The sequence below is a fragment of the Escherichia sp. HH41S genome, assembly GCF_009820115.1.
Taxonomy (GTDB): domain Bacteria; phylum Pseudomonadota; class Gammaproteobacteria; order Enterobacterales; family Enterobacteriaceae; genus Escherichia; species Escherichia coli_F.
The window spans coordinates 83790-104843 of record NZ_VNXE01000067.1 but is presented as its reverse complement, the minus strand read 5'-3'; the positions used below and the strand labels follow the sequence as shown (position 1 = coordinate 104843).

The window sequence follows — 21054 nt, the reverse complement described above, 5'->3', positions numbered from 1 at the left end:
GTTACCCCCTGAATCCCGGCGGAATTTCGGTGTCCGGTTCAGAAATGTGATTCACGCAACGCTGTACAGGCGAACGCCCCAGACGAATAACCAGCTCATCCCATTTTTCGCGAAGCTTTGACGGGCTCATGACGTTTTTTACCCAGAATGGATCCCGCTGTACCCGACCAAACATTTCGCAAATTTGTCTGTGAGTTCTGCCATCCAGCATCCGCATTGTGCGCACATCATTGGCCCATGCAGTCCAGTTGGGTTCTTTCGGTCGCATGATTTCGCCATCATCGCTGGCAGCCTGCTCGTAAAGACTCACGATTCGTCCCCAGATCCACTGCGCACACGCTAAATCCTCCTGGCTGCCCCACTGGCGTTTTTTCGCACTGAACACAACCGCGTCAGGGTGTCGGTTTAAAAAATCCTGTTCAGCCGTCTGCATGTCCGGTTGCGAAGCTTCCGGACAAGAAGATCTTTTATCTGACGGATCAGGTTTTAATACTGACGGATCGGGGCCAACCATCGCCCCCCTATCCGGCTGTTTTTTATCAATGGTTGATCCATCAAAATTTGAGGGGCCAACCGTTGAGGGGTCAATATTTGACGGGTCATTTTTTACCGGGTTAATTTTTCTTTTCGGTTTATATGCCTCACGCGCCGCCGCTGCTGCTGCTTCGAGTTTTTCCACATTAAGACGGTAGATATTGCTTTCATTACGCCCGCCGACCTTACGTTCCTCCTTCGTCAGCCAGCCGTTCTTTTCCAGTTCCGCTATCGCAGCTTTAACCGTTGATTCACTCTTTGCCCCAATCTGACGACGAATGGTCTCTACTGCAGGCCATGACACACCTTCGTCATTGCTGTAATCTGCAAGGCGAGCCATTACTGCCACCCTGGATAAGATCATGCCGGTGAAGGCACACCCTTCCCAGACAAGACCATGAAGCTTGCTGCTCATAAAAAACTCCGAACACCGTGCTTTTAGTGCATCACCACGGCATTTCCCGCCGGACCACCACGATTCATCTGGTTGAAACCAGCGATCGCCACTGCGACAAAATCATCAGCGTCTCTCACCAGTCGTTCCCGCGTCGCCACCAGCTCCCGAAAATAGGCTGAACTGTGACTGCGCATTCGGGCCACCAGCAGAGGTGGCATTGCTTTTTCGATCGCTGGTAACAGTGCCTCAATTTTTTTAACCGCATCAGGAGTGTCTTTCTCTACCCAGCGGAAAATTTTCTGAGTATTGCGAGCCAGGGCTTCCGGATGGCTATCGTCATACAGTTCAGGAAACGTCATACCCAACTCAAAATAAGCCTGGGTTATTCCAGCTGCTGGAACTTTTTCGCCATCAGGACGCGCCCAGGCATTCATCGCCATGCGGATGTGTTCATGCTTGATTTTCATGAATCAACTCCATCAGATAAGCATGCACTACAATCACCTTCAGCATGAACTACATGTGTTTGCCCCAAACGAATGCCGCTCGCATACTCAGGCCAAATAAGCTCCCAATCATGGGGTCGTAGCTCCGCCCTACTTACTTGGCCTTCCGTCGCAGATTCGATCATAAGGGCGCGGGTTGGAGATATAGCTGCTCGTCCAGACGCCATTTGCGATAAGTAAGATGGCGATACACCAAGTCTGGCCGCGAATTTCTTAGCATCACCAACCCTCAATGATTTAATAAACTCTTTTAATGTCATACCTTCCTCGGTTTAGTGTTTTTTTGCGAGTTTAGTGTTTAATAAACCATTAAGTCAAGTATTTGCTTGTTTAGTGATTACTAAAGATAATTACCACATGCAAAAAAAAGAAATTCGCCGTTTACGTCTCAAGGAGTGGTTTAAAGATAAAACTCTGCCACCCAAAGAGAAGAGCTACCTATCTCAACTAATGAGTGGGAGGGCCTCGTTTGGAGAAAAGGCTGCCAGAAGAATAGAGCAAACATACGGGATGCCAGAAGGGTATCTGGATGCGGAATACGCAGAACAACCGGAAGTTTCTCCACCACATGCAGGGTTAACGTCTAATCAACTGGAATTATTGCAGATTTTTTCAGCCTTCCCTGAGGATGAGCAACGCCAGATAATCAGCGAGTTAAAGCAGAAAAAAGAATCAATGGAAGATCTCATAGCGAGATGGATTGCGGCGCAAAAATGCCGCCGCGCCTGAGTTATAAAACCGGAGGAAACATGAATAGAGCCCTTTCACCAATGGTTTCTGAATTTGAAACCATTGAACAAGAAAACAGTTACAACGAATGGCTGCGTGCGAAAGTAGCAACGAGCCTTGCAGATCCGCGCCCAGCAATTCCCCATGACGAAGTTGAGCGCAGAATGGCAGAACGCTTTGCTAAAATGCGCAAGGAACGGAGCAAGCAGTAAAATGTTACCCGTGTTATGGCTTGAAAGCGCAGATACCGATCTAGATGATATAACTAGCTATATTGCTCGTTTCGACATAGATGCGGCTGAACGCTTATGGCAGCGATTAAGGGGTTGTGTGCTGCCGTTATCCGAACATCCGTATTTATACCCACCAAGCGACAGAGTACCTGGCTTGCGTGAGATTGTAGCCCACCCTAACTATATAATTCTATACCGCGTAACAACATCAAGCGTTGAAGTAGTAAACGTGATCCACGCAAGACGCCAGTTTCCCTAACTTTCACTACCAATAGAAACATAACAACCGCAACGACTTTATCAAAAGCGTTGTGTTTGTTACGCCCCGTGGTTTAGTTTTTACTTGACTTAAGTTTAATGTTTATTAAACTAAAAATACCAACCCACCCCGCCCCACAGAATGCAGGGCAATACTTCGAGTTACCAGGCAGTGGTCAGGGGTTAAGTAGCCAGCCCGAGGCGTAAGAACATGACGGCAGGGTTCAACTTTAACTATGCAGCAGGTTTTTGTTCCGCTACCCCGGCGTTAAGGGGAAATGAGGTCAACATGGATACTATCGATCTTGGCAACAACGAATCCCTGGTGTACGGCGTGTTTCCCAACCAGGACGGCACATTCACCGCGACGACGTATACCAAAAGCAAAACGTTTAAAACCGAAAATGGTGCCCGTCGCTGGCTGGAAAGAAACTCAGGTGAGTGATATGGATTTCGACACAATCATGGAAAAGGCTTACGAAGAATACTTCGAAGGCCTTGCCGAAGGCGAAGAAGCTCTCAGCTTCAGTGAGTTTAAACAGACGCTTTCCAGTCCGGCAAAATCTAACGGCTGATAAGCGAAGCAGCACCGCGAGGTATCAGTATGCAGAAACGAGAACCCGTCATCATCGCGCCAGACTATACCGATGATGAACTTTATGAGTGGATGCGCCAGAAAATTACGGCAGCGCAGGACCTGAAGTGGGCCAATGAAGCCAGGGCTAAGCAAGCTGAAAATCTGTCCGCTCTGGAGCAGGATATCACCAGGCTGGAAAAAGCAGCGGCATTAAGCATTGCCAGAATGATTACATACCCACGTTAATAGCTAACCAACGAGGCTAATAATGGAATTTAAAGATTTACCAAAAGAAATCCAGACAATTGCTGCAACGACTCTCGGTGATAGTCTGGTGAAAATTGACCCGGCATACACCAAAAAAGAAACCATCGATAATATGGTTCGTAATGTGCGCAATGCTTTTTCTGGGCTATATGGTTCTGATAATCAAAAGCAGGAAAGCGATGTTAATAAACGGGTAATTTCTGTTTGCGTGAATGGCCATGTTCTTTCATCAATCAAAACAGAAACGGCGACAGTCTTCGATTGCCTTTGCATTGTACAGAGCCTTGTTGATGCCCTGTTTCGTTCAGTGAATTTAGAAAATGATGCAAATCTGCGAGGGCGCACAATAGCACATCCATATGCACATACTTTAGGCTCTGTGGATGCTAAAAATAATACCCTGCAAGTTTCTTTCGAACATTCACCGCAAGAGCTGAAAACAAAAAAAGAGGATGCAGATAAAAATAATAACGATGAATCTGATTTATTTATTATCAGTTCAAACCTGCTGGAAGTAATGAAGAGCGAACTTGAAATACACAACATCAAGCCCACTCCGGTATATTTACGATGGGTAATGAGAATTATTGACGCTTCTCTGCCATAAGCTTCTTATCCAGGAATGCTTCAAATTTATCGTAAATGACGTCAATCTCCCCCATTTGCTCGGTAGCAAGAGAAATGGCGTGAGATGGTGAAATGGACACCTGGCAATGGGCGTTAAAGGTTTCCACAGCCAGGCGCATAAGAAACATTACTTTTTCTTCTTGTGTCATAAATTTCACCCTCCTGAGGATTGGTAATTAAGGAGTTCTCCACGGGTCAGGTGGAGTGCGTGCGCCGGACACGGGTGAGCATCCGGCACAGACAGTTTACTGAAAGGATATATCCCTGAAAAGCCAGGGCATAACGCGAAAGCGCACGGCGGAGGTGTCTTTCCCTTAGAAGGCTTGTCGTTAGATTTCTTCGACCGTGCGCTTCCGGTTGTGGCACTCCGCGAAATGGCGCGGCGGTAAGTATGGCGGGGTTATCCTTACCCCATTAGTGGCACCGGGTTGTCAGGTTGACCATACGCCTGAGTGACAACCCCGCTGCAACAACCCATATTGATTACCTTTTTTGGCGGCATCAGTTTCATTGCTGGCTGATGTCCGCCCTTTTTAAAGTGAATTTTGTGATGCGGTGAATGCGGCTCAGCGCACGCGGAACAGTTAAAAAGGCCAGTTGACTTCCGTATTGGTTCTTATGGGTGGGTTCTCTGTATCCGGCGTTAATTGTTAACTGGTTAACGTCACCTGGAGGCACCAGGCACCGCATCACAAAATTCATTGTTGAGGACGCGATAATGGAAACGTTATTACCAAACGTTAATACGTCTGAAGGTTGTTTTGAAATTGGTGTCAAAATCAGTAACCCTGTATTTACTGAAGATGCCATTAATAAGAGAAAACACGAACGGGAGCTATTAAATCAAATATGCATTGTTTCAATGCTGGCCCGTTTACGTCTGATGCAAAAAGGATACTGGCAATGAATACTGCTGTTGCCCTCACTCTGACTGTTTTTCTTAACACTGGCGAGCCTGTTGACCTGGTTATTGACATTTACGGTTCGATGAAAGAATGCATGGCTGCCGCAGCAGAACAGAAAATTCCCAGTAACTGTTATCCGGTTGATAAAGTTATTCACATGGACAATAACGAAATCCCGGCAGGACTTAAACCAGCACCGTAATAAATATCCGGTTTCATTTTTATATGCCAGCAATGGCAGGGATTTGTTCACCCTTAAATCTGTAATGAGGTTAAAACAAAATGAGTAAAGTCTTTATTTGCGCCGCCATTCCGGACGAACAGGCAATAAAGGAAGAAGGTGCAGTGGCTGTAGCCACTGCCATTGAAGCCGGTGACGAACGCCGCGCCCGTGCCAAATTTACCTGGCAATTCCTGGAACAATATCCGGCTGCTCAGGACTGCGCTTATAAATTTCTTGTTTGCGAGGATAAACCCGGCATGCCCCGCCCTGCCATCGACTCCTGGGATACCGAATATATGCTGGAAAACCGCTGGGATGAGGAAGGCGCTTCCTTTGTTCCGGTCGAACCAGAATCCGATCCGATGAACGTCAATTTTGACAAGCTGTCCCCTGAAGTGCAGAACGCGGTCCTGGTTAAGTTCGGTACATGCGAAAACATCACCGTTGATATGGTGATTAGCGCACAGGAGTTACTGCAGGAAGACGTGGCGACATTCGACGGGCATATCGTTGAAGCACTGATGAAAACACCAGAAATTAACGCTATGTATCCTGAACGCAAACTGTTCGCTATCGGATGGGGTAAACACAAATGTAAGCCGGGTGCCAAATGGCCCGAAATTCAGGCTGAATTACGTAACTGGAAAAAACGGCAGGACGCGGAGCGCAAAGAGACTGGAAAATACACGTCTGTTGTTGATCTTGCCCGCGCCAGAGTCAACCGGCAGCACACTGAAAACTCAACAGGAAAAATCCACCCTGTCACTGCCGCCATTCGTCGCGAATACAAGCAGACATGGAAAACACTGGATGAAGAGCTGGCTTATGCTCTCTGGCCTGGTGATGTGGATGCCGGAAGCATTGACGGCAGCATCCATCGCTGGGCAAAAAATGAAGTTATCGACAAGGATCGCGAAGACTGGAAGCGCATTTCCGCATCAATGCGCAAACAACCCGATGCCGTTCGCTACAACCGTCAGACGATTTTTGGCCTTGTCCGTGAGCGTCCGATCGACATTCACAAAGACCCCGTAGCACTGAACAAATACATCACTGAATACCTGGCGACAAAGGGCGTGTTTGAGGATGAAGAAACAGACCAGAGCACTGCTGATATTCTCCAGCCGTCAGCAGCACAAACTGATGCAGTGGAAACTGAAGTATCTGATACCCAAAAAAATGAAAGCGCGCTGGAAACTGAACCATCTGTAGAGCGTGAGGGGCCGTTCTACTTCCTTTTCACAGATAAGGATGGCGAAAAATATGGTCGTGCAAACAAACTTTCTGGTCTGAATAAGGCGCTGGCTGCAGGGGCTACTGAAATCACGAAAGAAGAATATTTTGCCCGCAAAAACGGTACATACTCAGGCTCACAACAAAATACTGGTGCATCTGACACGACCGCACAACCAGAGCCGGTAAAAGTTACCGCTGACGAAGTAAACAAAATTATGCAGGCAGCCAATATCAGCCAGCCTGACGCTAATGAACTGCTTGCTGCCTCTCGCGGAGAATTTGTTGCAGGGATTAGCGACCCGAATGATCCGAAATGGGTGAAGGGGATTGAAACCCGCGATTCAGTGAATCAGAACCAGCAAGAAACGGAACAGAACGACCAGAAAGCTGAACAAAACAGCCAAAATGCGTTACGAAACGAGCCAGAAACGAAACAACCTGAGCCAGTAGCGCAACAGGAACCGGAAAAAGTCTGCACCGCCTGCGGTCAGAGCGGTGGCGGCAACTGCCCTGATTGTGGCGCGGTGATGGGCGACGCAACATACCAGGAAACATTCGATGAAGAGAATCAGGTTGAAGTTCAGGAAAATGATCCGAAGGAAATGGAAGGCGCTGAACATCCACACAAGGAGAATGCTGGCAGCGCTCAGGACCACGCCAGCGATAATGAAACTGGCGAGACGGCAGATTCCTTAATTGCGGTGAACGGTCATCACGTTATCACATCCACCAGCAGAGTGTGGTACCACCTGATGATCGACCTTGAAACAATGGGAACCAACACCAATGCGCCCATCGTGGTTATTGGTGCGGTTTTCTTCGACCCACAAACAGGGGAAATCGGGCCAGTATTTTATATCGTTATCAGTCTGACTGACGCAATGAATACAGGGGCTGTTCCTGACGGTGGAACCATCGAATGGTGGCTGAAGCAGTCCAGTGAAGCCAGAGCTGCCATTTTAACAGACCAGGTAAAACTGAAGGATGCCCTTTCGCGGTTTCGGGAGTTCATCAACGAATACTCAGATGAAAAATTAGTTCAGGTATGGGGTAATGGTGCAACTTTCGATAACGCAATTTTGCGCACCTCATACGAACGTCTGAACATCCCCTGCCCGTGGCGCTACTACAACGATCGCGATGTACGCACAATCGTTGAGCTGGGAAAAACAATCGACTTTGATGCCAGAACCGTTATTCCATTCGAAGGCGTGCGCCACAATGCGCTGGATGATGCCCGTCACCAGGCAAAATACGTTACAGCTACGATACAAAAACTGATCCCGAGTCAGGCTGATTTTTAATGTTCAACCCCGGTCGTCGTCCACCAGCTATAGTGGCGGCGACCATGATTAGCGAACGACGCTCATGGCAAGACTTATTCTGCTCACTGAGTGGGCAAAAGAGGAATTCGGTGAACCGGTCCCTACTCCGGGTACGTTAAGTAAATACGCTAAAGCCGGAATGATATTTCCTCTCCCCAAAAAAGTTGGAAGACGCTGGCGGGTGGATCCACACGCTCGCTTTGTAGGAATGGTAAACAAGCCGGAGGTGATCGCCACAGATCACCCTGCTTTGAAGAGGATACTGGAAGATGGCGCGCCCGCGAAAATATAAAACCGATGTTCCGGGTTTATCTCCGTATTTTGACAAAAGAAATAACAAAGTTTACTGGCGTTACAGGCATCCCATCACAGGTAAAAATCATGGACTCGGCAGTATTGACCAGAAACTGGCGGAAACCATTGCAGCAGAAGCGAACAGCCGTCTTGCCAGACAACAAATGGAGCAAATGCTCAGTCTGCAGGAGAAGATTATTAGTGATACCGGAGGTTCATCAACCGTTTCCATTTTTCTGAATAATTACAGAAAAATTCAACAGGAAAGATATGAGAACGGAGAGATCAAACTCAACACGCTGAAACAAAAAGCGGCCCCTCTCAAGGTATTTGGTGAACGTTTTGGCACCAGACCGTTAGATGCCATAACCGTAAAAGATGTGGTATCGGTGCTGGAAGAGTACAAGGCCAGAGGACATAACAGAATGGGACAAATTTTCAGGAAGGTACTGATCGATGTTTTCCGGGAAGCTCAGCAAACAGGCGATGTTCCGCCAGGCTTTAACCCTGCAGAATCGGCAAAAAAACCGCAGGTGCGGATATCAAGACAGCGACTGACTTTTGATGAGTGGATGATGATTTATAACGCAGCGGAAAAGGATGGTTACTTTTTACAGCGCGGCATGCTGCTGGCACTGATGACAGGCCAGCGCCTTTCAGATATTTGCAAAATGCAATTTTCGGATATCCGGGATGGTTATCTTCATGTCGAACAGCAAAAAACAGGAACCCGGATTGCCATCCCTCTTGCTCTGCGTTGCGATAAATTAAATCTCACCCTGGATGATGTGGTGTCATCCTGTCGCGATTGCGTTCTTAGTCCGTGGCTATTGCACCATCATCACGCGAAAGGGACAGCCAAGCGCGGCGGGATGGTTAAGCCAGCAACGTTAACTGTTGCATTTAAAAAAGCGCGGGATTCTGTGGATTACAACTGGTGCGCTAATGGTACCCCACCCTCTTTCCATGAACAGCGATCATTGTCGGAGCGTTTGTTCAGGGAGCAAGGGATCGACACCCAAATTTTGCTGGGCCATTCGAATCAAAAAATGACCGATATTTACAACGATGCACGTGGTAAGGAGTGGAAAAAACTGGTCATTTGACGACCAGTTTTGCAGAAGAGTTTTGCAGAGGTTTTGCAGAGAAAATTAAAAGCGGTACCCGGCAGAGAACATAAACACCCACGGATCCAGTCGTACCGCGTCTTTCACGGGTGTTCCATTAAATTTATAATTGGCGGTGGTATCGATATCCATGTACCACACTGACATGTTAACCAACCAGTCACGGTTAATCAGATAATCAACCCCCACCTGCCCGGCAGCTCCCCAGGAATCTTTCAGACTGAGATCGGAAAGCCCCGCCTCTTTGCCATGATCGTTAAATCCATTATCAAAGAAGGTGGTGTAGTTAATACCTGCCCCAACGTAAGGACGGAATTTGCTGCTGGCATCACCAAAATACCACTGCGCCATCAGTGTTGGCGGCAGATGATGAACGGTTGCAATATCGCCGGTCGCCCGGGTGCCGATTTTATGGCGGAACGGCGTCGCTGCCAGCAATTCCACACCAATGTTATCGGTCGCCATATAAGTAAACGTCAGGCCCAGTTGCGTGTTATTGGTCACGCTGAATCCACCCAGACTTCCTAACGTACCACCAGCACCTTCTGTTGGACGTACGGTTGCAGAACCTGCACGCATAAAAAACTCGCCTGCTTCATGCGCAAAGGCACTGCCAGAGAGAAGAGTTGTTACTGCCAAAGCCGCCACTGTTAACTTTTTCATATCCGCTCCGTCGTTATGGTTATAAAAACGTGACGAATATACCCACATTGGAGTAACAAATGATCCTACATAGATCACATTACATATGATAATTCACCATTTATTGATCTGGATTAATTTAGAAGTTGCACTGAAAATCCTGGTTAATGTGATTTAAATCAATTTTTAAATATTTTCGCTACGCAAATATTAACTCGCTCGCCACTTGCAGCGGTTTGCCCACGCCTGAAGGCCAGCAATTACCTCCGCTTTACAAAGATATGCTTTTCCATACAAGACCTGATGCTGCCACCCGAGGCTTAACCAGGGTACAATTGCCCGCTAATTAACACCTGCATAAAACTCAAGGAGAGTGCATGTCTATCACGGCGCAGTCCGTATACCGTGACACCGGAAATTTCTTCCGTAATCAATTTATGACCATTCTGTTGGTATCGTTGCTATGTGCGTTTATCACAGTGGTGTTAGGGCATGTTTTCTCACCCAGTGATGCACAGCTTGCTCAGCTCAATGACGGCGTGCCCGTTAGCGGCAGTAGTGGGTTGTTCGACCTGGTTCAGAATATGTCACCTGAACAGCAACAAATTTTGCTGCAGGCTTCAGCGGCGTCCACTTTTTCAGGATTAATCGGTAACGCCATTCTCGCCGGAGGCGTAATATTAATTATCCAGCTGGTGTCTGCGGGTCAGAGAGTCAGTGCGCTTCGAGCTATTGGTGCCAGTGCGCCGATATTGCCAAAGTTATTTATTCTGATTTTTCTGACTACCCTTTTAGTACAGATTGGCATCATGCTGGTGGTCGTTCCGGGAATTATCATGGCCATTTTACTGGCTCTGGCACCGGTGATGTTGGTACAGGACAAAATGGGCATTTTTGCCTCGATGCGTAGCAGTATGCGGCTGACATGGGCGAATATGCGTCTGGTGGCACCCGCGGTACTGAGCTGGTTGCTGGCAAAAACACTATTGCTACTTTTTGCCTCTTCTTTTGCCGCATTAACCCCGGAAATTGGTGCCGTACTGGCGAACACTTTGAGCAACATGATTTCAGCCGTACTGCTCATCTATCTGTTCCGCCTGTATATGTTGATTCGCCAATAACCTTAAGCATTTGATTACGGAATCGTAAAATGAAGCAGTTTCTTGATTTTTTACCGCTGGTTGTCTTTTTCGCGTTTTACAAGATTTATGACATCTATGCGGCTACTGCGGCGCTGATCGTCGCCACGGCGATTGTGCTTATATATAGCTGGGTTCGCTTTCGTAAGGTTGAGAAGATGGCCCTGATCACTTTTGTTCTGGTGGTCGTCTTCGGTGGCTTGACGCTGTTCTTCCACAATGATGAGTTTATTAAATGGAAGGTTACTGTCATTTATGCCCTGTTTGCAGGTGCCCTGTTAGTCAGCCAATGGGTGATGAAAAAGCCGCTAATTCAGCGGATGCTGGGTAAAGAACTCACGCTGCCGCAACCGGTATGGTCGAAGCTAAATCTGGCCTGGGCTGTTTTCTTTATCCTTTGCGGTCTGGCAAACATCTACATCGCATTCTGGCTGCCGCAAAATATTTGGGTCAACTTTAAAGTGTTTGGCCTGACCGCTCTTACCTTAATCTTCACATTGTTAAGCGGTATCTATATCTACCGCCACATGCCGCAGGAAGATAAATCCTAACCAGACTGCCAGTCCTTCGGGGCTGGCACTGTATCTCCTCTGTTCTCCTCAGGAAAATCATAGTAGCATCGCGCCTGTGATTTTCCTTTTAAGTCGGTTTTACCATGTCTACAACACATAACGTCCCTCAGGGCGATCTTGTTTTACGTACTTTAGCCATGCCCGCCGATACCAATGCCAATGGTGACATCTTTGGTGGTTGGTTAATGTCACAAATGGATATTGGCGGCGCTATTCTGGCGAAAGAAATTGCGCACGGTCGCGTAGTGACCGTGCGGGTTGAAGGAATGACTTTCTTACGACCGGTTGCGGTCGGCGATGTGGTGTGCTGCTATGCACGCTGTGTCCAGAAAGGGACGACATCGGTCAGCATTAATATTGAAGTGTGGGTGAAAAAAGTCGCGTCTGAACCCATCGGGCAACGCTATAAAGCGACAGAAGCATTATTTAAGTATGTCGCGGTTGATCCTGAAGGAAAACCTCGCGCCTTACCTGTTGAGTAATAGTCAAAAGCCTCCGGTCGGAGGCTTTTGACTTTCTGCTTACTGGATTTCGGTGGTGCCGTTAATTTTAAACAGGATATTCACCACAATCCCACTGCCTGGCTTACCCGGCTCATAACGCCATCTGCGCATCGCATTTTTCACCTCACGCTCAAACATGTTCGCAGGCTTGGCTGAGAGGATTTGCACGTTATCCACGCGACCATCCGGCGTGACATCAAATTTAACTTTAACCTGCCCTTCAATGCGCAATGCCTGTGCTCGTGCCGGATACTGCGGCTGATTGCGACTTAATGCGCGTGGTCCTGAAGCCACACTTGTAACCGGCTTGCTGGTTGCAGCCGTCGCCGTACTTGATGTCGGGCGCGCGGGTGCCGTATTTTCAAACGGTGATGCCGGACGCGACTCTACGGGTTTGACATCGCGTTTTGGCTGCTCCTGTACCTTTTTCACCGGCTTCGGTTTTGGCTTAGGTTTCGGCTTAGGCTTTTCAATGACCACCGGTGCTTCTTTTGGCGGTTCAGGGATCGGCTCAGGTTCCGGTTCTGGCTCTACCACCGGCGCCGGTGGCGGCTGAACAGCTTGTGGCGGTTCGAGATCCGCAGGCGCAACCATCGTGACAGAAATCGGCTGCGCAGGCGCAGGTAGTTCAATAACCTGATGTACCGAGGTATAGAGCAGACCCGCCACAACAGCACCATGAATGCAGACCGAAAGTAACGTCGGCCAGGGGAAGCGGCGAGGTAAATCAAGGGTCATTGAAGTCATAATCATTTCAGTAGAAAAACCAGGCCTCGATTTTAAATGCAAATAGCAATCATATTCAATAAGGCAAGACGATCAGGATCAGTGAAAATGTCATTTTTGGCGTAATTGACCTTACTTTATGCATGGTCTTAACAAAGACATCATCTTTCCGTTGCAGATCTTCGCCCTTTCAAATAACGTACTTTACAACTTTCCCGAACAAGGAGTTGTGCCCGTGTTGTATGTTATTTACGCTCAAGACAAAGCTGATAGCCTCGAAAAACGCCTTTCCGTTCGTCCGGCACATTTAGCACGTTTACAGTTACTGCATGATGAAGGTCGATTGTTGACCGCCGGTCCAATGCCAGCAGTAGACAGTAACGATCCAGGGGCTGCGGGATTTACTGGCTCAACCGTTATTGCTGAATTTGAATCGCTGGAAGCAGCTCAGGCCTGGGCCGATGCTGACCCGTACGTAGCGGCAGGAGTCTATGAACACGTTTCAGTGAAACCATTTAAGAAAGTGTTCTGAATAGAGATTCAATATTTAAGGGCACGGTTTTAGCAACCGTGTTCTAGTTTGGCCTTTCCTTATAGGTCGGTCAGTGCATTCACCCCCACAAGCAGATAATAACTTTATCTGTATTTCTTTATATGATGTGAGCATATTCAGGAAAAATGCCCTTTCCTGACGCAGAGTTGCTCACTCAAAACCTTTGATTACTTCAGATAAAGTCATCTACTATTGTTTAACACATTCACGTGCTGCATATATGTTCAGAAAATGTGCACGTTGAGATAATTAAACAAAATTGTGGTTACAGAGGTATCAGTGAGTCACTGGACTACATTCAAACAAACAGCAACAAATTTATGGGTGACCCTACGGCACGACATTCTCGCGCTGGCCGTCTTTTTAAATGGATTGCTTATTTTTAAAACAATCTATGGTATGTCGGTCAATTTGCTTGATATTTTCCATATCAAAGCCTTTTCAGAGTTAGATCTCTCCTTGCTGGCAAATGCCCCACTCTTTATGCTCGGCGTCTTTCTTGTCCTGAACTCCATTGGCTTACTGTTCCGGGCAAAGCTCGCATGGGCAATCAGTATCATTTTGTTGTTGATAGCGCTAATTTACACCCTGCATTTTTATCCCTGGCTGAAATTTAGTATTGGATTTTGCATTTTTACGCTGGTGTTTTTGCTGATACTGCGCAAAGACTTCTCCCACAGTAGCGCCGCAGCCGGGACAATTTTCGCATTTATTAGTTTCACGACGTTACTGTTTTACTCCACCTACGGTGCGCTTTATTTAAGCGAAGGTTTTAATCCGCGAATAGAAAGTTTGATGACCGCGTTCTATTTTTCGATAGAAACCATGTCAACCGTCGGCTATGGCGATATTGTCCCTGTTTCTGAATCAGCACGATTGTTCACTATTTCGGTCATTATTTCCGGCATTACCGTTTTTGCCACCTCCATGACTTCAATTTTTGGTCCGCTTATCCGCGGGGGATTCAACAAACTTGTAAAAGGAAACAATCATACAATGCATCGTAAAGATCATTTTATTGTTTGCGGGCATTCGATTCTCGCCATCAATACGATTCTGCAACTGAATCAACGCGGACAAAATGTAACGGTTATCAGCAACTTGCCTGAAGATGATATTAAGCAACTTGAGCAACGCTTAGGCGATAATGCTGATGTTATCCCCGGTGACAGCAATGACAGTTCGGTATTAAAGAAAGCAGGAATCGATCGATGCCGGGCCATTCTGGCGCTGAGTGATAACGATGCTGATAACGCGTTTGTTGTACTCTCGGCAAAAGATATGAGCAGTGATGTCAAAACAGTTCTCGCCGTCAGTGATAGCAAAAACCTGAATAAGATTAAGATGGTACATCCGGATATCATTCTCTCGCCGCAACTGTTTGGCAGCGAAATTCTGGCACGAGTTTTAAATGGTGAAGAGATTAATAATGATATGCTCGTTTCAATGTTGTTGAACTCCGGTCATGGTATTTTCAGCGATAACGATGAACAAGAAACGAAAGCTGACAATAAAGAATCGGCGCAAAAATAGAGTTTGAAGACGAAAGGGCAAACTTATTGGGCACCGCAATGGTGCCCAGAACATTTAGATATTGTAGATCGCAAACAATAACGAGTTACGCTGTTTGTTTAGAATGCACTTCCTGATGCTGTGGATACGCATATTTCGGCGCGACTGCCCCTCAAGCCAACGCGATTTACGTCGGCTAGCCTGACGCTGCATGCGCCAGCGCCCCACTTCCGTTCTACTCCGCTTCATGTTAACTACTCTATGCAATAACAGAATGGTCATTATACCCCCGACCCCGACGCTGACCAGTGCTTTTCCCGCGTTTTTATTTGCCAGATGAATCCATATGCGTAAACTCATAACAATGCGCTTTCAAAAGGATTTCTAATCTATGACAACCGTTTATACGTTGGTGAGTTGGTTGGCCATTCTGGGATACTGGTTGCTCATTGCAGGCGTAACTTTACGCATTCTAATGAAACGACGCGCAGTTCCCTCCGCGATGGCCTGGCTGTTGATCATTTACATTCTGCCCTTAGTCGGAATTATTGCCTATCTTGCCGTTGGCGAGCTCCATTTAGGCAAACGCCGCGCTGAGCGCGCCAGAGCGATGTGGCCTTCCACCGCAAAATGGCTTAACGACCTTAAAGCCTGTAAGCATATCTTCGCCGAAGAAAACAGCAGTGTCGCAGCGCCATTATTCAAGCTCTGTGAACGTCGTCAGGGTATCGCTGGGGTTAAAGGGAATCAGCTACAACTGATGACCGAGTCAGATGATGTGATGCAGGCGTTAATCCGCGACATCCAGCTCGCTCGCCATAATATCGAGATGGTGTTTTATATCTGGCAGCCCGGCGGCATGGCGGACCAGGTGGCTGAATCATTAATGGCCGCTGCGCGACGCGGCATTCATTGCCGATTGATGCTTGACTCCGCCGGCAGTGTGGCTTTTTTCCGCAGCCCGTGGCCAGAGCTAATGCGTAATGCCGGCATTGAAGTGGTCGAAGCCTTAAAGGTCAATCTGATGCGTGTGTTTTTACGCCGTATGGATCTGCGCCAACATCGCAAGATGATCATGATCGATAATTACATCGCGTACACCGGCAGCATGAATATGGTCGACCCTCGCTACTTCAAACAGGATGCGGGTGTAGGGCAATGGATTGATCTGATGGCGCGTATGGAAGGTCCGATCGCCACCGCGATGGGGATTATATATTCCTGCGACTGGGAGATTGAAACCGGGAAACGTATTCTGCCGCCACCACCAGATGTCAATATTATGCCGTTTGAGCAGGCCAGCGGTCACACCATTCACACAATTGCTTCTGGCCCCGGCTTTCCGGAAGATCTCATTCACCAGGCATTACTGACTGCGGCTTATTCGGCACGTGAATATTTGATCATGACAACGCCCTACTTTGTGCCCAGCGATGATTTACTTCATGCGATTTGCACGGCGGCGCAGCGCGGGGTGGATGTCAGTATTATCCTTCCGCGAAAAAATGATTCAATGCTGGTTGGCTGGGCCAGTCGCGCGTTCTTTACGGAACTGCTGGCTGCTGGTGTTAAAATTTATCAGTTTGAAGGCGGGTTATTGCATACCAAGAGCGTGCTGGTCGATGGCGAATTAAGTCTGGTTGGTACCGTTAACCTTGATATGCGTAGTCTGTGGCTGAATTTCGAGATTACCCTGGCAATCGACGATAAAGGGTTTGGTGCTGACCTCGCCGCCGTTCAGGACGATTATATTTCGCGTTCTCGTCTGCTCGATGCCCGTTTATGGCTAAAACGCCCATTATGGCAACGTGTCGCCGAGCGACTGTTTTACTTCTTCAGCCCGTTGCTGTAAAACGTCGCCAACAGAGGTTAAACAGGTAGTGACTATGGATATGGATCTAAACAATCGCCTGACTGAAGATGAAACGCTTGAGCAGGCCTACGATATTTTTCTCGAACTGGCTGCCGACAATCTCGATCCAGCTGATGTTCTGCTGTTCAATCTTCAGTTTGAAGAGCGCGGCGGCGCGGAGTTATTCGATCCGGCAGAAGACTGGCAGGAACATGTTGATTTCGATTTGAACCCAGACTTTTTTGCCGAAGTGGTGATTGGTCTGGCGGACAGTGAAGATGGTGAAATCAACGATGTTTTCGCCCGCATTCTGTTATGCCGCGAAAAAGATCACAAACTGTGCCATATCATCTGGCGGGAATAAATAATCGCTTTCGGCGTGAAAAAGGGCTGACAACTGTCAGCCCTTATTTTGTTTAAAGCGGATCGACTTTCAGGCAAGACACGGCGTGTCTGAAACTCCCCTCCAGCACAGGACGTGTTTTGGCACACTCTGGACCGGCTATCGGGCAACGGGTACGGAAAACACAACCGGAAGGCGGGTTGATCGGCGACGGTAATTCCCCTTCCAGTAACTGGATAGTTTTGTTCTTCTCCAGATCCGGATCAGGTATGGGGACTGCCGACATCAATGCCCTGGTGTAAGGATGTAGCGGATTGTGGTAGACCTCATCATAGGTCCCCAGTTCTACCGCATGGCCGAGATACATCACCAGCACACGATCGGAAATGTGTTTTACCACGGCCAGGTCGTGAGCGATAAAAATTAATGACAATCCCATCTCGCGTTGCAGCTGCTGGAGCAGGTTGACCACCTGCGCCTGAATTGACACGTCCAGCGCCGACACCGGCTCATCACAGATAATCAGCTTCGGTTCAAGAATAAGAGCACGAGCAATCCCGATACGCTGGCACTGCCCACCAGAGAACTCATGCGGATAGCGGTTAATCAGGTTAGGCAATAACCCGACTTTCAGCATCATCGCCTTCACGCGCTCGCGAACTTCCTGGCGTGACATTTTCGGATGATAAGTACGCAGTGGTTCAGCGATGATCTCGCCGATGGTCATACGCGGGTTAAGCGATGCCAATGGATCCTGGAAAATCATCTGAATATCACTGCGAACGGCACGCCATTCATCGGGCTTCATGCCCAGCAACTCTTTACCTAACCAGGCAACATGACCGTCGGTCGCTTTAACCAGGCCAATGATGGCGCGAGCAAAGGTGGACTTACCGCATCCCGACTCCCCTACCACACCTAATGTTTCCCCTTCATACAGGCGAAGAGTTACACCATCTACGGCTTTGAGCGTTTTCGGCGGTTGCCAGAACCACTGTTTGCCATCTTTGATTTCAAAGTGCACTTTCAGATCGGCGATTTCGAGGAGGACTTTTCTTCCTTCGGTTACAGCATTCATAACAGTTCCTCCACCGGTTTAAAGCAAGCACGCAGACGGCCAGGCGTAAACTCTTCCAGCGGCGGTGCGCTACTACAAATTTCCATCGCATGCGGACAACGTGGCTGGAACGGGCAACCTTTCGGTAATCGCAACAGGTTTGGCGGATTACCCGGGATGGTCAACATTGTTTCACCTTCCGCATCGAGACGCGGCACCGCGTTGAGTAAACCGATAGAATAAGGATGAACGGGTTGATAAAAGACATCGCGCGCGTTGCCATATTCCATCGTGCGCCCGGCGTACATTACCAGCACTTTGTCGCAGATCCCTGCCACCACGCCAAGATCGTGGGTGATCATAATGATGGCGGTATTAAATTCCCGCTTCAGTTCATTCAATAGCGTCATGATCTGCGCCTGTACGGTGACGTCCAGCGCAGTAGTGGGTTCATCAGCAATCAGTAGCTTAGGTCGACATAGCAATGCCATCGCAATCATGACTCGCTGACGCATGCCACCAGAAAATTCATGCGGGTACATTTTCATGCGTTTACGTGCTTCCGGCATTTTTACCGCATCGAGCATCCGCACCGACTCTTCAAACGCCTCAGCTTTGCTCATGTTCTTATGCAACATCAGCACTTCCATCAACTGCTCACCGACGCGCATATAGGAATTCAACGAAGTCATCGGATCCTGAAAAATCATTGAGATTTGTTCAGCACGCAGTTTATTGAGTTCACGCTCTGGCAAATTGAGGATTTCACGCCCATTGAAGGTTGCCGATCCGCCAATACGTCCGTTGGCAGCCAGCAGGCCCATCAACGCAAATGCAGTTTGCGATTTACCCGAACCAGACTCACCTACAATGCCCAGCGTTTCTCCGGCACGTAGAGAAAAATTCAAATCATTGACCGCCGTGACGTCGCCATCCGGGGTACTAAAGGTGACACGCAAATCTTTCACGTTCAGCAGTGCGTCAGCCTGTTGTTGTGCGAGCGGCACAGTTGCAGTTTCAATTACGCTCATGGCTGCACTCCTTAACGATCTTTCGGGTCGAGGGCATCACGCAAGCCATCGCCGATAAAGTTGAAACAAAATAGCGTCACCACGAGGAATCCCGCTGGGAACAACAGTAACCATGGAGAGACTTCCATCGAGTTCGCGCCATCACTCAGCAATGCGCCCCAGCTGCTTAACGGCTCTTGCGTCCCCAACCCCAGGAAGCTAAGGAAAGATTCAAAGAGGATCATGCTGGGCACCAGTAGCGATGCGTAGACCACCACCACACCGAGTACGTTCGGTACAATGTGGCGAATAACAATGCCCGGCGTCGATACACCGCCAACTTGTGCCGCCTCAATAAACTCTTTACGCTTCAGACTCAGGGTTTGCCCACGCACAATACGAGCCATATCCAGCCAGGAAACCATGCCAATCGCCACGAAAATCAGCAGGATGTTTTGACCGAAAAAGGTCACCAGCAAAATGACGAAGAACATGAATGGGAAGGAGTTGAGGATTTCCAGCAGACGCATCATTACCGAATCCACTTTACCGCCCAGATAACCGGAAAGCGAACCATAAAGTGTCCCCACGACCACTGCCACCAGTGCCGCAGCAACACCGACCATGAGTGAGATACGCCCGCCAATCGCAACACGCACAAGCAGGTCGCGACCGGATGAGTCAGTACCAAAGTAGTGACCGGACTCCATATCTGGGGCGCTGGACATCATCGCCCAGTCAGTATCGTCATAGGCAAACTGCGAAAGCATCGGTGCCAGGATTACAAATAACGCGATTAGCACCAGCACTATCAGACTGGCAACCGCCGCACGGTTATGCATAAAACGTCGACGTGCGTCCTGCCACAAGCTGCGCCCTTCGACCTCCAGCTTTTCACTGAAATTTTCCAGCGTCTCGCTGTTTTTCTTACTTAACATCATCGCGAGCTCCAGTATCAGTAACGGATTTTCGGGTCGATAACCGCATATAGCACATCGACAATGGCATTAAACAAAATGGTTAACGCGCCAACCAGAATGGTCAGACTTAACACTAAGGAATAGTCACGATTCAATGCGCCATTAACGAACAATTGCCCAATCCCCGGTAAACCATAAATGGTTTCGATGACCATAGAACCGGTAATAATGCCGACAAATGCAGGGCCCATATAGGAGAGCACGGGTAACAGAGCAGGTTTTAGTGCGTGGCGTAAAATGATCCGCCGCATAGGTAACCCTTTCGCCCTGGCGGTACGAATAAAGTTGGAGTGTAAAACCTCAATCATAGAGCCACGGGTAATACGCGCGATACTGGCGATATAGGCGAGTGACAACGCCACCATTGGCAGTATCATGAATTTAAGCGTCCCGCCATTCCAGCCACCGCCCGGTAGCCAATGCAAAATGATCGCAAATATCATGACTAATAATGGCGCAACCACAAAACTGGGGATAACCACCCCGGTCATTGCCAGCCCCATCACTGTATAGTCCCATTTGGTGTTTTGTTTTAATGCAGCAATAACGCCAGCACTAACGCCCAGTACTACCGCAAGGAAAAATGCAGCGGCTCCCAGTTTTGCTGAAACCGGAAAGCTGGAGGCTACCAGGTCATTGACCGAATAATCTTTATATTTAAAAGACGGACCGAAATCGCCATGCGCCAGTTGTTTCAGGTAACTGAAATACTGAGTCATGATCGGATCATTAAGATGATATTTCGCTTCGATATTGGCCATCACTTCTGGCGGTAAAGTACGTTCGCCGGTAAAAGGGCTTCCCGGCGCGAGGCGCATCATGAAGAACGAAATAGTAATAAGAATAAATAGCGTCGGAATCGCTTCCAGACAGCGACGTAGAATAAATTTTAACATTGCCCTACCTTCTGGCCTGTGCCTTCTGTAA

The 21054-nt window shown here is 48.2% G+C and carries 29 protein-coding genes and 2 pseudogenes; 20 read left to right on the top strand and 11 right to left on the bottom strand.

Annotated elements, in window-relative coordinates:
- Nucleotide 1 precedes the first annotated feature (1 nt).
- The 3 genes from FQZ95_RS14245 to FQZ95_RS14235 are packed head-to-tail and all read right to left on the bottom strand — an operon-like array spanning nucleotide 2 to nucleotide 1697.
- On the bottom strand, nucleotides 2-949 hold the full coding sequence (locus tag FQZ95_RS14245; protein ID WP_160530327.1) for a helix-turn-helix domain-containing protein: 948 nt from the start codon (nucleotides 947-949) through the stop codon (nucleotides 2-4).
- A 23-nt stretch (nucleotides 950-972) separates the two neighbouring features.
- Entirely contained in the window at nucleotides 973-1398 is a 426-nt protein-coding gene (locus FQZ95_RS14240; RefSeq protein ID WP_160530326.1) for a toxin YdaT family protein, read from the bottom strand.
- On the bottom strand, nucleotides 1395-1697 hold the full coding sequence (locus FQZ95_RS14235; protein ID WP_000172735.1) for a transcriptional regulator: 303 nt from the start codon (nucleotides 1695-1697) through the stop codon (nucleotides 1395-1397). The genes FQZ95_RS14240 and FQZ95_RS14235 overlap by 4 nt, the downstream gene beginning before the upstream one ends.
- Nucleotides 1698-1794: 97 nt before the next feature.
- Here FQZ95_RS14235 and FQZ95_RS14230 point away from each other — a divergent pair, with 97 nt between their 5' ends.
- The 7 genes and pseudogenes from FQZ95_RS14230 to FQZ95_RS26440 all read left to right on the top strand — a co-directional run.
- Complete coding sequence (locus FQZ95_RS14230) at nucleotides 1795-2166, top strand: hypothetical protein (protein ID WP_001169685.1); 372 nt, start codon at nucleotides 1795-1797, stop codon at nucleotides 2164-2166.
- A gap of 20 nt (nucleotides 2167-2186) precedes the next feature.
- Nucleotides 2187-2378 (top strand): type II toxin-antitoxin system RelB family antitoxin, encoded by a 192-nt coding sequence (gene relB / locus FQZ95_RS14225; RefSeq protein ID WP_001302048.1) that lies wholly within the window; start codon nucleotides 2187-2189, stop codon nucleotides 2376-2378.
- A gap of 1 nt (nucleotide 2379) precedes the next feature.
- Nucleotides 2380-2658: a type II toxin-antitoxin system RelE/ParE family toxin gene (locus FQZ95_RS14220; protein WP_001303511.1), complete on the top strand. Its 279-nt coding sequence runs from the start codon at nucleotides 2380-2382 to the stop codon at nucleotides 2656-2658.
- Nucleotides 2659-2946: 288 nt separating this feature from the next.
- Nucleotides 2947-3102 (top strand): DUF1391 family protein, encoded by a 156-nt coding sequence (locus tag FQZ95_RS14215; protein WP_160530325.1) that lies wholly within the window; start codon nucleotides 2947-2949, stop codon nucleotides 3100-3102.
- A gap of 1 nt (nucleotide 3103) precedes the next feature.
- The gene (gene ydfB, locus FQZ95_RS26725) at nucleotides 3104-3232 is read left to right on the top strand and encodes a protein YdfB (RefSeq protein ID WP_258793881.1); all 129 of its coding nucleotides are present in this window, start codon (nucleotides 3104-3106) and stop codon (nucleotides 3230-3232) included.
- A gap of 29 nt (nucleotides 3233-3261) precedes the next feature.
- Nucleotides 3262-3480 carry a protein YdfC gene (gene ydfC, locus FQZ95_RS14210; RefSeq protein ID WP_001171959.1) on the top strand — a complete coding sequence of 73 codons (219 nt, stop codon included), beginning with the start codon at nucleotides 3262-3264 and terminating at the stop codon, nucleotides 3478-3480.
- Nucleotides 3481-3502: 22 nt separating this feature from the next.
- Nucleotides 3503-3901: pseudogene (locus FQZ95_RS26440) on the top strand (hypothetical protein); the annotation flags it as partial.
- Between the two features lie 184 nt (nucleotides 3902-4085).
- Here FQZ95_RS26440 and FQZ95_RS14200 read toward each other — a convergent pair.
- Nucleotides 4086-4277 carry a hypothetical protein gene (locus FQZ95_RS14200; protein WP_001678557.1) on the bottom strand — a complete coding sequence of 64 codons (192 nt, stop codon included), beginning with the start codon at nucleotides 4275-4277 and terminating at the stop codon, nucleotides 4086-4088.
- A gap of 569 nt (nucleotides 4278-4846) precedes the next feature.
- Between FQZ95_RS14200 and dicB the strand changes: the two genes are divergently transcribed.
- The 5 genes from dicB (at nucleotide 4847) to FQZ95_RS14175 (ending at nucleotide 9217) form a co-directional block, all read left to right on the top strand.
- Complete coding sequence (gene dicB, locus FQZ95_RS14195) at nucleotides 4847-5035, top strand: cell division inhibition protein DicB (protein ID WP_001542789.1); 189 nt, start codon at nucleotides 4847-4849, stop codon at nucleotides 5033-5035.
- On the top strand, nucleotides 5032-5235 hold the full coding sequence (locus FQZ95_RS14190; protein WP_160530323.1) for a DUF1482 family protein: 204 nt from the start codon (nucleotides 5032-5034) through the stop codon (nucleotides 5233-5235). The genes dicB and FQZ95_RS14190 overlap by 4 nt, the downstream gene beginning before the upstream one ends.
- 80 nt (nucleotides 5236-5315) lie before the next feature.
- Entirely contained in the window at nucleotides 5316-7796 is a 2481-nt protein-coding gene (locus FQZ95_RS14185; RefSeq protein ID WP_160530322.1) for an exonuclease, read from the top strand.
- A gap of 64 nt (nucleotides 7797-7860) precedes the next feature.
- Complete coding sequence (locus tag FQZ95_RS14180) at nucleotides 7861-8109, top strand: excisionase (protein WP_160530321.1); 249 nt, start codon at nucleotides 7861-7863, stop codon at nucleotides 8107-8109.
- On the top strand, nucleotides 8087-9217 hold the full coding sequence (locus FQZ95_RS14175; protein ID WP_160530320.1) for a phage integrase Arm DNA-binding domain-containing protein: 1131 nt from the start codon (nucleotides 8087-8089) through the stop codon (nucleotides 9215-9217). The genes FQZ95_RS14180 and FQZ95_RS14175 overlap by 23 nt, the downstream gene beginning before the upstream one ends.
- Nucleotides 9218-9262: 45 nt before the next feature.
- On the opposite strand, the gene ompW is transcribed toward FQZ95_RS14175, so the two are convergent.
- Nucleotides 9263-9901 (bottom strand): outer membrane protein OmpW, encoded by a 639-nt coding sequence (gene ompW / locus FQZ95_RS14170; RefSeq protein WP_086625366.1) that lies wholly within the window; start codon nucleotides 9899-9901, stop codon nucleotides 9263-9265.
- A 239-nt stretch (nucleotides 9902-10140) separates the two neighbouring features.
- Here ompW and FQZ95_RS14165 point away from each other — a divergent pair.
- The 4 genes and pseudogenes from FQZ95_RS14165 to yciA all read left to right on the top strand — a co-directional run.
- Nucleotides 10141-10230, top strand: a pseudogene (locus tag FQZ95_RS14165) (YkgJ family cysteine cluster protein); the annotation flags it as partial.
- Between the two features lie 27 nt (nucleotides 10231-10257).
- Nucleotides 10258-11001 carry a YciC family protein gene (locus FQZ95_RS14160; protein ID WP_000028542.1) on the top strand — a complete coding sequence of 248 codons (744 nt, stop codon included), beginning with the start codon at nucleotides 10258-10260 and terminating at the stop codon, nucleotides 10999-11001.
- Nucleotides 11002-11030: 29 nt separating this feature from the next.
- Nucleotides 11031-11570, top strand: a complete 540-nt coding sequence (locus FQZ95_RS14155; protein WP_000808667.1) for a septation protein A — start codon at nucleotides 11031-11033, stop codon at nucleotides 11568-11570.
- Between the two features lie 104 nt (nucleotides 11571-11674).
- Nucleotides 11675-12073 (top strand): acyl-CoA thioester hydrolase YciA, encoded by a 399-nt coding sequence (gene yciA, locus FQZ95_RS14150; RefSeq protein WP_000108160.1) that lies wholly within the window; start codon nucleotides 11675-11677, stop codon nucleotides 12071-12073.
- A 39-nt stretch (nucleotides 12074-12112) separates the two neighbouring features.
- On the opposite strand, the gene tonB is transcribed toward yciA, so the two are convergent.
- Complete coding sequence (gene tonB, locus FQZ95_RS14145; protein WP_160530335.1) at nucleotides 12113-12832, bottom strand: TonB system transport protein TonB; 720 nt, start codon at nucleotides 12830-12832, stop codon at nucleotides 12113-12115.
- A gap of 223 nt (nucleotides 12833-13055) precedes the next feature.
- Here tonB and FQZ95_RS14140 point away from each other — a divergent pair, with 223 nt between their 5' ends.
- The gene (locus tag FQZ95_RS14140) at nucleotides 13056-13352 is read left to right on the top strand and encodes a YciI family protein (protein ID WP_000967595.1); all 297 of its coding nucleotides are present in this window, start codon (nucleotides 13056-13058) and stop codon (nucleotides 13350-13352) included.
- Nucleotides 13353-13652: 300 nt separating this feature from the next.
- Nucleotides 13653-14906: a voltage-gated potassium channel protein gene (gene kch / locus FQZ95_RS14135; protein WP_105271245.1), complete on the top strand. Its 1254-nt coding sequence runs from the start codon at nucleotides 13653-13655 to the stop codon at nucleotides 14904-14906.
- Nucleotides 14907-14960: 54 nt separating this feature from the next.
- Here kch and FQZ95_RS14130 read toward each other — a convergent pair whose 3' ends face one another.
- Nucleotides 14961-15134, bottom strand: a complete 174-nt coding sequence (locus FQZ95_RS14130; RefSeq protein ID WP_001309467.1) for a YciY family protein — start codon at nucleotides 15132-15134, stop codon at nucleotides 14961-14963.
- A gap of 142 nt (nucleotides 15135-15276) precedes the next feature.
- On the opposite strand from FQZ95_RS14130, the gene cls reads away from it, so the two are divergent.
- Together cls and FQZ95_RS14120 are read left to right on the top strand one after the other, a co-directional pair.
- Nucleotides 15277-16737, top strand: a complete 1461-nt coding sequence (cls, locus tag FQZ95_RS14125; protein ID WP_000214516.1) for a cardiolipin synthase — start codon at nucleotides 15277-15279, stop codon at nucleotides 16735-16737.
- Between the two features lie 34 nt (nucleotides 16738-16771).
- Nucleotides 16772-17101 carry an HI1450 family dsDNA-mimic protein gene (locus FQZ95_RS14120; protein WP_000366959.1) on the top strand — a complete coding sequence of 110 codons (330 nt, stop codon included), beginning with the start codon at nucleotides 16772-16774 and terminating at the stop codon, nucleotides 17099-17101.
- 52 nt (nucleotides 17102-17153) lie between these two features.
- Here the strand turns inward: FQZ95_RS14120 and oppF are convergent, their stop codons facing one another.
- The 4 genes from oppF to oppB are packed head-to-tail and all read right to left on the bottom strand — an operon-like array spanning nucleotide 17154 to nucleotide 21023.
- Complete coding sequence (oppF, locus tag FQZ95_RS14115) at nucleotides 17154-18158, bottom strand: murein tripeptide/oligopeptide ABC transporter ATP-binding protein OppF (RefSeq protein ID WP_000994905.1); 1005 nt, start codon at nucleotides 18156-18158, stop codon at nucleotides 17154-17156.
- The gene (oppD, locus tag FQZ95_RS14110; RefSeq protein ID WP_160530319.1) at nucleotides 18155-19168 is read right to left on the bottom strand and encodes a murein tripeptide/oligopeptide ABC transporter ATP-binding protein OppD; all 1014 of its coding nucleotides are present in this window, start codon (nucleotides 19166-19168) and stop codon (nucleotides 18155-18157) included. The genes oppF and oppD overlap by 4 nt, the downstream gene beginning before the upstream one ends.
- Nucleotides 19169-19179: 11 nt before the next feature.
- Nucleotides 19180-20088: an oligopeptide ABC transporter permease OppC gene (oppC, locus tag FQZ95_RS14105; RefSeq protein WP_000979659.1), complete on the bottom strand. Its 909-nt coding sequence runs from the start codon at nucleotides 20086-20088 to the stop codon at nucleotides 19180-19182.
- A 14-nt stretch (nucleotides 20089-20102) separates the two neighbouring features.
- On the bottom strand, nucleotides 20103-21023 hold the full coding sequence (gene oppB / locus FQZ95_RS14100) for an oligopeptide ABC transporter permease OppB (RefSeq protein ID WP_160530318.1): 921 nt from the start codon (nucleotides 21021-21023) through the stop codon (nucleotides 20103-20105).
- Between the last annotated feature and the right edge of the window lie 31 nt (nucleotides 21024-21054).